The sequence below is a fragment of the Cupriavidus taiwanensis genome, assembly GCF_900249755.1.
GTDB lineage: Bacteria > Pseudomonadota > Gammaproteobacteria > Burkholderiales > Burkholderiaceae > Cupriavidus > Cupriavidus taiwanensis_D.
The window spans coordinates 1,778,803-1,791,858 of the sequence record NZ_LT976854.1 but is presented as its reverse complement, the minus strand read 5'-3'; the positions used below and the strand labels follow the sequence as shown (position 1 = coordinate 1,791,858).

The following is a 13,056-nucleotide window of genomic DNA, read 5'->3' as shown; positions in this document are numbered from 1 at the left end:
CCTGGCCCGCCGGTACACATCGACGGCCGCGCCCCTTTTTTGAAGGGGGAAAACATAAAGAATGACTTGCCGGCCGGGCCGTCGACACGCCGTGGCAGAGACCGCAGTTGCAGTCGGAAGCTGGCAGAAGGGTGTAGAGGTATGCGAATTGCATCCGTGGAGGATGATCCGGATCAGGCCGAGCTGATCCGTCAGATTTTGAGCGAAGCCGGTTTCGAATGCGAATCCTTCGCCAACGGCGCCGACTTGCTGCGCGCACTGCGCGAGCGCGCCTACGACCTGCTGCTGGTCGACTGGCAGCTGCCGGGCACCAGCGGCTATGAACTGGTCAGCTGGGTACGGCAGAAATCCGGCAACATGCCGCCGATCCTGTTCGTCACCAGCCGCACCGCCGAGTCCGACATCGTCGACGGCCTGACGGTCGGCGCCGACGACTACATGCTCAAGCCCATCCGCGCCGGCGAGCTGGTCGCGCGCGTGCGCTCGCTGCTGCGCCGCGCCTACCCTGAGGCCGCGCAGGAAGTGGAGCTGATCCGGCGCGGCAACTACACCGTCGATACCCATGCGCGCACCATTGCCGTCGGCGGCGAAGCCGCGGTGCTGTCGCCGCGCGAATATGAGCTGGCGCTGTTCCTGTTCCGCAATACCGGACGCCTGCTCGCGCGCGAGGTGATGGAGCAGGCGGTGTGGGGCCGCGCCATGGGCGCGGGCTCGCGCACGCTGGATACGCATATCTCGCGGCTGCGCCTGAAGCTGGCGCTGCGCCCCGAGAACGGCGTGCGGCTGACCTCGGTGTATTCGCACGGCTATCGTTTCGAAGAGGTTTCCGCGGCCGAAGCGCAGGCGGACGAACCCAGCGATGCCGGCGATGCATAAGGCCGTGCGCGGCATCGCGCTGGCCCTGCCGGCGCTGCTCGGTGGCATGGCGGTGCCGGCGCACGCCGGGCCAGCGGGCGCGCAGGGCGCCGATTTCATCTACGTGGTCGAGCCGGGCGATACGCTGATCGGGCTGGCCTCGCGCTACATGGCATCCGAGCAGGGCTGGCGCACGCTGCAGCGCCTGAACGGCGTGGCCGATCCGTACCGGCTGGTGCCGGGTTCGCGCGTGCGCATCCCGCTCAGCCAGATTCCGGAACAGGCGGCGTCGGCGCGCGTGGTCTACGTGAGCGGCGCGGTGCGCGCCAACGGCCGGCCGGTGCAGGTCGGCATGACCCTGGACGAGGCGGCGCGCATCGAGACCCCGGCCGGCGGCTCGGCCACGCTGGAACTGCCGGACCGCACCCGCATTACCCTGCCGCCCGCGACCACGGTCGCGGTGAACCGGCTGCGCACCTTCGCGCGCAGCGGCCTGGTCGACACCGTGATCCGCATCGACCAGGGCGCGGCCGAGACCCGCGTGGCGCCCGCGGGCGGCGGTGTCGGCCGCTTCGAGCTGCATACGCCGATGATGGTGACCGGTGTGCGCGGCACGCAGTACCGGGTTTCGGCTGACGCGGGCGGCAGCCGCAGCGAGGTGCTGCAAGGCCGTGTCGGCGTCAGTGCCACGCGCGGCACGCGTGCGCGGCCGGCGCCGGACCGTGCCATGACCGCGGCGGCGTCCATCGATGCTGGCTATGGCATCGGCGTCTCGGCCGGCGGCAAGCTGTCGCAGCCAGTGGCGCTGCTGCCGGCGCCGGCCCTGCTGCCGCCCGCTGAAACCGTGCTGGGGCCGTCGTTCGAGGCGGCCTGGCAGCCGGTGCCGGGCGCCGTCGGCTACCGCGTGCGGGTGGCGCGCGATGCGGCGCTCAGCGAGCTGGTCTGGAGCGGCACCGCCAGCGGCGCCGATGCCGCCCGGGTCCGGGTCGACGGCCTGCCGGAAGGCACGCTGTACCTGAGCGTCAGCGCCATCGACAAGCACCAGCTGACCGGCCATGACGCGCAGGCGCCGGTATCGGTACGGCTGAACCCGCCGGCACCGTTCACGCAGCAGCCTGCCGCGGACGCGGTGCGCTACGCCGACTCTGTGACCTTCGAATGGGCCACGGTGCCGGGCGCGGCCAGCTATGAACTGGCGCTTGCCGCCGATGCCGCCTTCACCCGCGACGCCACCGTCCACGAAGCCGCCGCGTCGCCGGCCACGCAGGCGCTGGCGCCGGGCCGCTGGTGGTGGCGCGTGCGCAGCGTCGATGCGGCCGGCCTGCCGGGCCCGTGGTCGGACGCGGTGCCGTTCCGCATCGAGCCCAAGCCGCCGGTCCCCACCCTGCAGGACGACGGCGGCGCGCTGCATATCGGCTGGCCCGATAGCGGCGGCGGCCCGGGCTACCGGGTGCAGATGGCGGCCGACGCCGGCTTTGCCACGCTGCTGGCCGACCAGCACACCGCCACCAACGCCATCGACCTGCCGCGCCCCGCGCCGGGCGTCTATTTCATCCGCGTGGCGCGCGCCGCGCCCGGCGCGGCGCCTGACCCGGCCGCGTTCTCGGCGCCGCAGCGCATCGAAGTCATCGCCATGCTGCGCGATGGGCAGGGCGGCGCAATCGGCTCGGGCGACCGGCCGGACGGCGGTGGCCGCATCCGGCTCCGCTGACGCACGCGGTGCGCCGGCCACGCGCGCGGCGGGGCGCGCATTCGGCCGGCGCACGCTGGTCGAATGGTGCCTGCTGGCCGCCGCGGTCCTGGCGCTGGTGATGCTGGCCGCGCGCGAGGGCTGGACCGAGCGCGCCGACCTGGCCGCCTACGACATCGCCATCGGCGCCCAGCATCATCCCGCCCGCGACGACATCGTCATCGTCGGCATCGACGACGCCAGCATCACCGCCATCGGCCGCTGGCCCTGGCGGCGCGCGGTGCTGGCGCAACTGGTCGAGCGCATTGCCGCCGGCGGCCCGCGCGTGATCGGCGTCGACGTGATCCTGGCCGAGCGCGACACCCGCTATCCGCAAGACGACGCCGTGCTGGCGCGCAGCATGGCGCTGGCCGGCAACGTGGTGCTGCCGGTGCTGGCCGAGCCCGGCCCCGCCGGCATGCTGGTGCGCTACCCGCTGGCCGGGCTGGGCGCCGCCGTCGGCCATATCAACATGGTGGTCGATACCGATGGCGTGGCGCGCCAGGTCTACCTGCGCGAAGGCCCGCACCCGGTGGCCGCCGCCGGCGTGCCGCACCTGGCCGCGGTGATGGCGGGCTTCGGCCGCGGCGGCGCGCTGCCCGCCGGCGTGCGCCAGGAGCCCGCCGTGGTCGCCGAAGCCAATGGCTGGGAACGCAGCGGCCGGCTGCGCATTCCCTACGCCGGCCCGCCGGGCACTTTCGCCCGCGTGTCGGTGCGCGACGTGCTGGAGGGACGCATCGACCCGGCCAGGTTTGCCGGCAAGGCGGTACTGATCGGCGCGCTTGCCACCGGCATGGGCGACGTGCTGCCGACGCCGGTGTCGCGCGATGGCCGCGGCATGAGCGGCGTCGAGATCCTGGCCAACACCGTGCAGGCGCTGACCGACGGCGATGCCATCGTCGCGGTATCCCCTGCATGGCAGGCCGGCGGCACGCTGCTGGCGGTGCTGCTGGCGGCGCTGGCCGCGCTGCGGCTGCCGCCGCGCGGCGCGCTGGTGGCCACCGGGCTGCTGCTGGCGGGGCTGCTGCTGGGATCGCTGGCATTGCTGGCGCTGGCGCGGCTGTGGTTTGCGCCGGCCGCGGCGGTGCTGGGCTGCGTGCTGTTCTATCCGCTGTGGAGCTGGCTGCGCCAGGAGGCGGCGCTGCGCTTCCTGAGCGACGAACTGGCGCGGCTGGAGCGCGAGCCCGGCGCGATGCCGGCGCCGCGCCACGCCGGCGCCACCCTCGACAGCCGCATGCGCGCGGTCTACGGCGTCAGCGCACAGTTGCGCGGCCTGCGGCGTTTCCTGTCCGACGGCCTGGAAAGCCTGCCCGATGCCACCGCCATCTGCGACCTGGACGGCGGCGTGCTGCTGGCCAACCGGCGCTGCGTGGCGCTGGCCCCGGGCGTGCTGGGGCATGGCGGTCAGAACCCCGGCATCCGCGCGCTGATCGAGGCGGTCTGCCCGGCGCCGGCGCCGGCGCTGGCCTACTGGCAGGCGCTGCACGACCGCTACGCCGGCGCGCCGCTTGCCCCGGCCCCGGTGCCGGGACCGGTGCCGGAGGGCGGCATCGAAGTGTCCGGGCGCGGCGACCGCCGCTACCTGCTGCATGGCGCGCCGCTGCATGGCGAGACTGGCGCGGTGGCCGGCCTGATCGTCAGCGTGATCGACATCACCGCGATCCGCCTGGCGGAGCGCCAGCGCGAGCAGATGCTGCGCTTCCTGTCGCACGACATGCGCTCGCCGCAGGCGTCGATCCTGGCGCTGATCGAACTGCAGGAGCGCCGCGCGGGCCAGGCGGCGGCCAGTACTACCGGCGACGCCGCCCCGGACAGCGGCGTGCTGGCCCGCATCGCAGCGCATGCGCGCCGCACGCTGGCGCTGGCCGACGATTTCATCAGCGTCGCGCGCGCGGAGTCGAAGGCGCTGGCATTCATGGAGGTGGAGCTGGGCGGGCTGGTGCTCGACGCCACCGACCAGCTTTGGGCGCTGGCCAGTGCCCGCGAGGTCACGCTGCAGATCGACCTGCCCGACGACCCCGCGGTGCTGCAGGGCGACCCGACCTTGCTGGCGCGCGCCATTGCCAACCTGGTCAGCAATGCGATCAAGTTCAGCCCGGCGGGCGGGACCGTGACGGTCTCGCTGACGTGCGAGCCGGAGCGCTTCGTGGTGGCCGTGCAGGACCAGGGGCCGGGCATTGCCGAAGCCGACCAGGCCCGGCTGTTCGAACCCTTTGCGCGGCTGCATGAAGGCCAGCAGGGCGCGCCGGAAGGGACCGGGCTGGGCCTGGTGCTGGTGCGCGCCGTGGCCGAGCGGCATGGCGGCCGCGCCAGCGTGCGCAGCCAGGCCGGCGCGGGGGCCGAGTTCCGCATCGAGCTGCCGGCGCCACCCACCGCGCCGCCCGCCGCGCCACCCACCGCACCGTAAGCGCGACACAGCCCGCAGCAGGCCTGGACCCGTTCAGGGACACTGCCTGTTACGGCCGCCGACACAATTGTTGGCAGTCGCAAACGGGGGTTTTGCGTAGCATCGGAGCACCGCTGGAGCCGCATCCGGTGGTCTTCACGCCCACGCCAGCTCCCCCAGAGCAATACCTGGCGTGGGCGGCTTTTTTTCGTGACTGGCGCAAAAAGCAGGCGCAGAAAGCAGGCGCAAAAAGCGGGCGCGAACCTAAGCGCGAAACGTCAGCGTAAAGCGGGTCTTGCCTGCCTCCGATGCCACGCCGATGGCGCCGCCGTGCGCGGCGACGATGGCCTGCGTGATCGCCAGCCCCAGCCCCAGTCCCGCGCCGTCGGACTCGGGCCGCTGGCGCGACTTGTCGGCGCGGAAGAAGCGGTCGAACAGCACGGGCAGCAACTCGGGGCGGATGGTCTCGCCTTCGTTCTCGACCACCACCTGCACCGCATCGGCGCCCGGCGTGATCTCCACCACGATGCCCTTGCCCGCGGGCGTATGCCGCAACGCGTTCGACAACAGGTTGCTGAGCGCGCGCCGCAGCATCAGCCGGTCGCCGGTGATGCGCCCGCGCCCGCGCAGGGCGAGCCGCACGCCCTTGTCCTCGGCCAGCGCATCGTAGAAATCGAACAGCGCCGCGACTTCGTCGGCCACCTCGATCGGCTCCGCGTTGGGCAGCGTGATGCCGTGCTCGGTCTTGGCCAGGTACAGCATGTCCGACACCATGCGCGAGAGCCGCTGCAGCTCTTCCACGTTGGAGGCCAGCACGTCGCGGTAGCGGTCCGCATCGCGCGGCTGCGACAGCACCACCTGGGTCTGCGTCATCAGGTTGGTGATCGGCGTGCGCAGCTCGTGCGCGAGGTCCGACGAGAATTCCGACAGGCGCGCGAAGTCGCGCTGCAGGCGCTCCAGCATTGCGTTGAGGGTGGCGGCCAGGTCGGCCATCTCCACCGGCACGGCGTCGACCGGCATGCGCTCGTCCAGCTTGTGCGCGGTGACCGTGCGCGCGCGCGAGGCCATGGTGCGCAGCGGCGCCAGCCCGCGGCGCGCCGCCCACCAGCCCAGCAGCCCGCTTGCCAATGCCGCCAGCGTGCCGTAGAAGGCCAGCGAGCTGCGGAACGCGTGCAGGAAGTGGTCATGCAGCGCCGTGTCCATGCCGACCAGCACCTGCAGCGCGCCGGGTTGTCCGCCGGCGGGCGCAACCGGCAACTGCGCGCGCAGGCCGCGGTAAGTCTGGCCATCCTGTTCCCACGCAAACGCGTCGTTTCCCGCCGCCAACTTCGCAGCGGCGGCCTGCGCCAGGCCGAAGTCGAAATCCTGCGTGGCGTACAGCCGCTTGCCATCGGCGCCACGCACTTCGGCGACGAAACCGGCGTGGTGTTCCAGTGCCGGCCCCAGCCGTTGCGGCAGCGTCGCCGCCGGGCCGTCGGCCGCGATCTTTTCGATCAGCCGCACGTTGTCGCCCAGCACGGCGTAGTCCTCGTCGGCGAAATGATCGTCGATCGCCAGCCAGATCAGCACGCCCAGGCCCAGCAGCACCGCCGCCGACGACAGCGAGAACAGGATGGTCAGCCGGGCCGTCAGCGACAGGCGCTTCATGCGCGCTGCCCGCCGGTGGCCGCTTCGTCGGTTTCGTCCGGCGCTTCGGGCGCTTCCAGCACGTAGCCCATGCCGCGCACGGTCTGGATCAGCCTGGCCTCGAAGCCGTCGTCGATCTTGGCGCGCAGGCGGCGGATGGCGACGTCGATGACATTGCTGTCGCTGTCGAAGTTCATGTCCCACACCTGCGACGCGATCAGCGAGCGCGGCAGCACCTCGCCGCGGCGGCGCGCCAGCAGTTCGAGCAGCGCGAACTCCTTGCTGGTCAGCGTGATGCGGCGCCCGGCGCGGGTAGCGCGGCGGCGGGTCAGGTCCAGCACCAGGTCGGCCACCTGGATGCGGTCCAGCGTCATCTGCGCGGTGCCGCGGCGCAGCAGCGTGCGCACGCGCGCCAGCAGCTCGGAGAAGGCGAACGGCTTGACCAGGTAGTCGTCCGCGCCCAGTTCCAGGCCCTTGACGCGGTCGGCCACGCTGTCGCGCGCGGTCAGGAACAGCACCGGCACCGGGTTCTGTCCCGCGCGCAGCGCCTGCACGATGCGCCAGCCATCCACGTCCGGCAGCATCACGTCCAGGATGACCAGGTCGTAGGGCTCGGTCATGGCCATATGCTGGCCGTCCAGCCCGTTGCGCACCAGGTCGACGACGAAGCCCGCCTCGGTCAGCCCCTGGCGCAGGTATTCGCCGGTCTTGGATTCGTCCTCCACCACAAGCAGTTTCATCAGCACTTTCCTTACGCGATCGGTCCTGCCGAGCGCTGTTCCACACGGCCAGGCCACTCTACGCCGGCGTTGCCGGCGCCAACATGACCGCAAGATTACCGGATTGTCATGTTCCGGTCAGACCTCGGTAGGGTGGCGCTGGCTACGCTTGGCGGGCCAACTAACCGAACCGACGTGACATGCGACGCCATCCAAGCCCCGGCCGCCCAGCGCTGCCCCTCTTGCTGCCTGACCCGCTTTCCGGCTTGCCCGACCTGCGGCGCCGCCGCTTCGTGCAGGGGCTGGCCGCCGGCGGCGTGGTCGCCGGCCTGGGGCTGGGCGGCAGCGCCTGGGCGCAGCATGCGGGGCACGGCGGCGGCGCGCGCGAAGGGCAGCCTGCGCCCGTGGGCAGCGGTGCCGGCCCGGTGCTGCGCGGCACCGAGTTCGACCTGGTGATCGGCGAATCGCTGGTCAACTACACCGGCAAGCCTGCCATCGCCACCACCATCAACGGCATGCTGCCCGGCCCCACGCTGCGCTGGCGCGAGGGCGACACCGTCACCATCCGCGTGACCAACCGCCTGCGCGAGGCCACCTCGATCCACTGGCACGGCATCATCCTGCCCTACCAGATGGACGGCGTGCCCGGCATCAGCTTTCCCGGCATCGCGCCCGGCGAGACCTTCACCTACCGCTTCAAGGTCGCGCAGACCGGCAGTTACTGGTACCACTCGCACTCCGGCTTCCAGGAGATGACCGGCGTGTACGGCGGCATCGTCATCGATCCCGCTTCCGGGCACGAGCGCGCGCACGCCGACCGCGACCATACCGTGCTGCTGTCGGACTGGACCGACGAAGACCCGATGCGGGTGCTGAACAAGCTCAAGATCCAGGGCGACTACTACAACTACAACCAGCCCACGGTGGTCGACTTCTTCCGCGACGTGTCGCGCGACGGGCTGACGCAGGCGCTGGACAAGCGCCGCATGTGGAACCAGATGCGGATGAGCCCGACCGACCTGGCCGACCTGTCCAGCGCCACGCTGACCCACCTGGCCAACGGCGTCACGCCGGCGGGCAACTGGACCGCCCTGTTCCAGCGCGGCGAGACCGTGCGGCTGCGCTTTATCAACGGCTCGGGCAACACCTTCTACGACGTGCGCATCCCCGGGCTCAAGCTGCGCGTGGTGCAGGTCGACGGGCAGGACATCGAGCCCGTCACCGTCGACGAATTCCGCTTCGGCCCGGGCGAGACCTGCGACGCCATCGTGACGCCGCGCGACGATGCCTACACGCTGTTCGCGCAGTCGATGGACCGCACCGGCTATGCGCGCGGCACGCTGGCGGTGCGGCAAGGGCTGTCGGCGCCGGTGCCCGCGCTGGACCGCGCCGAATGGCTGACCATGACCGACATGATGGGCGCGATGACGGGCCACGGCGGACATGGCGGACATGGCGGACATGGCGCCCACGCCGCGCATGCGGCCATGCCGATGACGGGCATGGACCACGCCGGCATGGACCACAGCCAGCACGCGATGGCGCCCGCCGATGCGCTGCGGGTGCCTAGCCAGACCGCGCGCCATGCCCGCACCGAATACGGCGCCGGCACCGACATGCGCGTCGACATGGCCCGCACCAACCTGGACGACCCCGGCATCGGCCTGCGCAACAACGGCAGGCGCGTGCTGACGCTGGCCGACCAGCACACCATCGGCGGACCGATGGATGCGCGCGGCCCGGGACGCGAGGTGGAGCTGCACCTGACCGGCAATATGGAGCGCTATACGTGGTCGTTCGATGGCGTCGAGTTCGGCAAGTCCACACCGGTCTACTTCAGGCATGGCGAGCGGCTGCGCGTGATCCTGCACAACGACACCATGATGACCCACCCGATGCACCTGCACGGCATGTGGAGCGAACTGGAGGCGCCCGACGGCAGCTTCCAGGCGCGGCGCCATACCATCCCGGTGCAGCCGGCGCAGCGCATCAGCTTCCTGGTCACCGCCGATGCCCTGGGCCGCTGGGCCTGGCATTGCCACCTGATGCTGCATATGGACGCGGGCATGTTCCGCGAAGTGGTGGTGGCGTGATGACGCAACGCGAACGATCGATCCCGATGCCCGGACACAAGAAGACCTTGCTGGCCGCGGCGCTGGCACTCGGCGCCATCGGCGCAGCCTTTGCGCAGGACCCGCACGCCGGTCACGCGCATGGACATGCGCATGGTCACGAACAGCAGGCCGCGCCTGCGACGATGCAGGGCATGGACCACGGCCAGATGCAAGGCATGGACCAGCCGGAAATCCAGACCATGGACGGCGCCAACGCGCCGCCGCAAGACGCCGCGCCGGCGATGGACCATGGCGACATGAAGATGCAGGGCGGCAGCGCGCCGCCCGACGCGCGCGACCCGCACGCTTATTCCGGCGGCTACCAGCTCGGCGTCGGCCAGTACGCGCTGGGCGACAAGCGCCAGCTGGCGATGGCCGACGAGCACCTGTTCACGTCAGTGCTGGTCGACCGCCTGGAATGGGCCCATGCCAACGGCAACAACGCCGCCGCCTACGAGGCGCAGGCGTGGTTCGGCAACAGCTTCGACAAGCTGGTGCTCAAGGCCGAGGGCGAGGCTTCCAAGGGCAAGCTGCACGAGGCCCGCACCGAACTGCTGTGGGGCCACGCCGTGGCCAGCTACTGGGACACCCAGCTGGGCCTGCGCAACGACGCCGGCAGCGGGCGCCCCGCGCGCAACTGGCTGGCGTTCGGCGTGCAGGGGCTGGCGCCGTACTGGTTCGAGGTCGACGCCACCGCCTATGTCGGCACCAGCGGCCGCACCGCGCTGCGGCTGTCGGCGGAATATGAGCTGCTGCTGACGCAGCGCCTGATCCTGCAGCCGCGCCTCGAAGCCAACCTGTACGGCAAGAGCGATCCGGAAGTGGGCATCGGCAGCGGCTTGTCCAACGGCACCGTCGGGCTGCGGCTGCGCTATGAATTCAGCCGGCAGTTCGCACCGTATATCGGCGTGGAGCGCTACCAGACCTTCGGCAATACCGCCGACATGATCCGGACCGCGGGCGGCAAGTCGGGCGAGACCCGCTTCGTCGCCGGCGTCCGCGTCTGGTTCTGACGCGACCGCCTCGACCGCCTCGACCACCTCGACCACCTTGACCAACTCGATTTCCACGTCCCTGAGCGGAGACCCCCATGCATGCCCATCGCCCCCTGATCCACGCCATGATCGCGGCCGCCGCCGCGCTGGCCAGCAGCGCCGCCCTTGCGCACCCGAAGCTGGAAGCATCGTCGCCCGCCGACAAGGCCGAGGTGGCGGCGCCGCAGAAGATCGAACTGCGTTTCTCCGAGAACCTCGTGACGCAATTCTCCGGCGCCAACCTGGTGATGACCGGCATGCCGGGCATGGCCAACCATGCGCCGATGAAGATGGCCGCGAAGGTCTCCGGCAGCGATGACCCGAAGACCATGGTCATCACGCCAACCCAGCCGCTGCCGCCGGGCAGCTACCGGGTGGACTGGCGCGCGGTCTCGTCCGACACCCATCCCGTCAATGGCAACGTCACCTTCACGGTGAAGTAATTGCCGCAGCCGCAGTGGCTGGCCGCCGGGCTGCGCCTGGCGCTTTATCTCGACCTCGCCCTGGTGTTCGGGCTGCCGCTGTTCTGCCTCTATGCGCTGCACCGCGACGAGCGCGCCGGCCGCTTCGCGCGGCGTTGCCGCGCGCTGTCGCTGGGCGGCGCCGCGGCGGGCATCGCGCTGTCGCTGGCGGCGCTGGTGGAGATGGCGCGCGCCATGACGGGTGCGTCCGACTATGCCGCCCTGCAGGGCCATGTGCTGGCGATGATCGTCACCGGGACGGATTTCGGCGTGGCCTGGTGCGTGCGCGTGGCGGCGCTGCTGCTGTTCATGCTGGCCGGCATGAACCTGCGCCGCCTGCACCGATTGCGCGCGCCCTGCGCCGTGCTGGCCGCGTATGGCGGCGTCGCGCTGGCCACGCTGGCGTGGAGCGGTCATGGCGCGATGCACGACGGCGCAGTGCGCTACCTGCACCTGGCGTCTGACGTAACCCACCTGCTGGCCGCGGGCGCATGGGTGGGAGCGCTGGCGGCGTTCCTGCTGCTGGCGTGGCCAAGGTCGACTCTGCACGGCGAGGCCCTGGCGCTGCTGAGCCGCAGCGCCAACGGCTTCGCGCGCATCGGCACCGGCATCGTCGCGTTGCTGGTGATCACCGGCGCGCTCAACTACTGGCTGATCGCCGGGCCGGTCATGCCGGAGTTTGCGCCGATGTCGTACGGCGGGCTGCTGGCCGCCAAGCTCGTGCTGTTTGCCGCCATGCTCGGGCTGGCGGCGGCGAACCGGTTTGCGCTGGCGCCGCGCCTGGCAGCGGCCGCGCGCGCGGGCGACCCGCCAGCGGCGCTGCGCGCGATACAGGCGCTGCGGCGCAGCCTGCTGCTGGAAGCCGGCGCTGCCGCGCTGGTGCTGGCGCTGGTGGCGGTGCTGGGCATGCTGTCGCCCGCGCCGGGGTGACGGCCGCGCTTGCGCACCGGCGCTAGCGCTCGCGCAAGGCCTCGGCGGCGCGGCGCAGCGGCTTGAGCAGGTAGTCGAGCACGGTGCGGCGGCCGGTGCGGATCTCGGTGGTGGCGACCATGCCGGGCAGGATCGGGTGGCGCTTGCCGTCGCTGGTTTCCAGGTAGGCGTGGTCGGTCAGCACATAGACGCGGTAGTAGTAGACGCGCTTGTCGACCTGGTCTTCGATGGTGTCGGGCGAGATCCGGTCGACGCGCGCCGGCAGCGTGCCGTAGATCGACGGCTCGAAGGCCGTGATCTTGACCGTGGCCGGCTGCGCCGGATGGATGAAGGCGATGTCGCGCGGGCTCAGCCGCGCCTCGATCAGCAACTGGTCGCCCAGCGGCACGATTTCCATCAGCACGCCGCCGGGGCTGACCACGCCGCCGATGGTGGAAACGCGGATGTCCTTGACGATGCCGCGCGCCGGCGAGTTGATGGCGGTGCGGCGCAGCTGGTCGGCACGGCCTTCGCGCACCTTCAGCAGCGGACCGAGGTCGGCCATGGTGGTGGCATAGTCGGCCTTCAGCGCGACGTAGTATTCGCTTTGCGTGGCGGCCAGCCGGGTCGAGAATTCCGCCACCTTCTGCCGCAGCCGCAGCACCTCGACTTCATTGGTGGCGCCGGTGCGCAGCAGCGGAATGGCGATCTGCAGCTCGTTCTCGGCCAGCCGCAGCTGCTCGCGCAGGTTGCCGACATTCTCGCGGAAGGCGCGCCGGTTGGCGGTAAAGAGCTGGCGCTCGCGATCGACCACCGCGGCATTGCCGGCCAGCTCGGCCGGGAAGGCAACGCTGGCGGCATCGTTCATTTCCGCGTGCAGCCGCGCCGCGCGCGCCTGCAGCGCGGCGATCCGCTCCAGCGTCTCTTCCATCGAGGCGCGCGCCTGCACCGGGTCGAGCGTGGCCAGCTGCTGTCCGGCTTCGACCACGTCGCCCTCGCGCACCGCCAGCTCGGCCAGGATGCCGCCCTCCAGGCTCTGGATGATCTGGCCCTTGGAGGCGGGCGTCACGCGGCCTTCGCCGATCGCCACTTCATCCAGCCCGGCCAGCGCCGCCCATAGCAGGAACAGCGTCAGCGCGCCCACGATTACCCACAGCAGGTAGCGCGGACCCGCGGGCGCCCCGCCGGTGCGCATCCAGTCCGCGGTCCCGGCCGCTTTGGTT

At 71.5% G+C, this 13,056-nt stretch carries 10 protein-coding genes; 7 read left to right on the top strand and 3 right to left on the bottom strand.

Translation table 11 applies throughout. The annotated features are described in order from the left end of the window. Positions 1-141: 141 nt before the first annotated feature. The 3 genes from CBM2594_RS23635 to CBM2594_RS23625 are packed head-to-tail and all read left to right on the top strand — an operon-like array spanning position 142 to position 4,991. Positions 142-876 (top strand): response regulator transcription factor, encoded by a 735-nt coding sequence (locus CBM2594_RS23635; protein WP_116359215.1) that lies wholly within the window; start codon positions 142-144, stop codon positions 874-876. Then, a complete protein-coding gene (locus tag CBM2594_RS23630) occupies positions 869-2,566 on the top strand; it encodes a FecR domain-containing protein (RefSeq protein ID WP_116359749.1) in 1,698 nt (565 codons plus the stop codon). The genes CBM2594_RS23635 and CBM2594_RS23630 overlap by 8 nt, the downstream gene beginning before the upstream one ends. Then, the gene (locus CBM2594_RS23625) at positions 2,544-4,991 is read left to right on the top strand and encodes a CHASE2 and HATPase_c domain-containing protein (RefSeq protein WP_232346727.1); all 2,448 of its coding nucleotides are present in this window, start codon (positions 2,544-2,546) and stop codon (positions 4,989-4,991) included. Before CBM2594_RS23630 ends, CBM2594_RS23625 begins: the two co-directional genes overlap by 23 nt. Positions 4,992-5,234: 243 nt before the next feature. Here the strand turns inward: CBM2594_RS23625 and CBM2594_RS23620 are convergent, their stop codons facing one another. Both CBM2594_RS23620 and CBM2594_RS23615 read right to left on the bottom strand, forming a co-directional pair. Beyond that, entirely contained in the window at positions 5,235-6,617 is a 1,383-nt protein-coding gene (locus tag CBM2594_RS23620) for a heavy metal sensor histidine kinase (protein WP_116359213.1), read from the bottom strand. Further along, the gene (locus tag CBM2594_RS23615) at positions 6,614-7,336 is read right to left on the bottom strand and encodes a heavy metal response regulator transcription factor (protein ID WP_116359212.1); all 723 of its coding nucleotides are present in this window, start codon (positions 7,334-7,336) and stop codon (positions 6,614-6,616) included. Before CBM2594_RS23615 ends, CBM2594_RS23620 begins: the two co-directional genes overlap by 4 nt. A 179-nt stretch (positions 7,337-7,515) precedes the next feature. Between CBM2594_RS23615 and CBM2594_RS23610 the strand changes: the two genes are divergently transcribed. The 4 genes from CBM2594_RS23610 to copD all read left to right on the top strand — a co-directional run bounded on the left by CBM2594_RS23610 (position 7,516) and on the right by copD (position 11,854). Further along, positions 7,516-9,408 (top strand): copper resistance system multicopper oxidase, encoded by a 1,893-nt coding sequence (locus CBM2594_RS23610; protein ID WP_232346726.1) that lies wholly within the window; start codon positions 7,516-7,518, stop codon positions 9,406-9,408. Then, positions 9,408-10,442: a copper resistance protein B gene (locus CBM2594_RS23605; RefSeq protein ID WP_373457606.1), complete on the top strand. Its 1,035-nt coding sequence runs from the start codon at positions 9,408-9,410 to the stop codon at positions 10,440-10,442. Before CBM2594_RS23610 ends, CBM2594_RS23605 begins: the two co-directional genes overlap by 1 nt. A 77-nt stretch (positions 10,443-10,519) precedes the next feature. Then, positions 10,520-10,906 carry a copper homeostasis periplasmic binding protein CopC gene (gene copC, locus CBM2594_RS23600; RefSeq protein ID WP_116359210.1) on the top strand — a complete coding sequence of 129 codons (387 nt, stop codon included), beginning with the start codon at positions 10,520-10,522 and terminating at the stop codon, positions 10,904-10,906. Beyond that, positions 10,907-11,854: a copper homeostasis membrane protein CopD gene (gene copD, locus CBM2594_RS23595; RefSeq protein WP_116359209.1), complete on the top strand. Its 948-nt coding sequence runs from the start codon at positions 10,907-10,909 to the stop codon at positions 11,852-11,854. Positions 11,855-11,876: 22 nt separating this feature from the next. Here the strand turns inward: copD and CBM2594_RS23590 are convergent, their stop codons facing one another. Next, positions 11,877-13,028 carry an HlyD family efflux transporter periplasmic adaptor subunit gene (locus CBM2594_RS23590; protein ID WP_116359747.1) on the bottom strand — a complete coding sequence of 384 codons (1,152 nt, stop codon included), beginning with the start codon at positions 13,026-13,028 and terminating at the stop codon, positions 11,877-11,879. Between the last annotated feature and the right edge of the window lie 28 nt (positions 13,029-13,056).

Excerpts from the sequence above, each read along its gene's own strand:
- CBM2594_RS23635 (WP_116359215.1), top strand. The coding sequence starts at position 142 with ATGCGAATTGCATCCGTGGAGGATGATCCGGATCAGGCCGAGCTGATC.
- CBM2594_RS23630 (WP_116359749.1), top strand. The coding sequence starts at position 869 with ATGCATAAGGCCGTGCGCGGCATCGCGCTGGCCCTGCCGGCGCTGCTC.
- CBM2594_RS23620 (WP_116359213.1), bottom strand. The coding sequence starts at position 6,617 with ATGAAGCGCCTGTCGCTGACGGCCCGGCTGACCATCCTGTTCTCGCTG.
- CBM2594_RS23615 (WP_116359212.1), bottom strand. The coding sequence starts at position 7,336 with ATGAAACTGCTTGTGGTGGAGGACGAATCCAAGACCGGCGAATACCTG.
- CBM2594_RS23610 (WP_232346726.1), top strand. The coding sequence starts at position 7,516 with ATGCGACGCCATCCAAGCCCCGGCCGCCCAGCGCTGCCCCTCTTGCTG.
- CBM2594_RS23605 (WP_373457606.1), top strand. The coding sequence starts at position 9,408 with ATGACGCAACGCGAACGATCGATCCCGATGCCCGGACACAAGAAGACC.
- copC (WP_116359210.1), top strand. The coding sequence starts at position 10,520 with ATGCATGCCCATCGCCCCCTGATCCACGCCATGATCGCGGCCGCCGCC.
- CBM2594_RS23590 (WP_116359747.1), bottom strand. The coding sequence starts at position 13,028 with ATGCGCACCGGCGGGGCGCCCGCGGGTCCGCGCTACCTGCTGTGGGTA.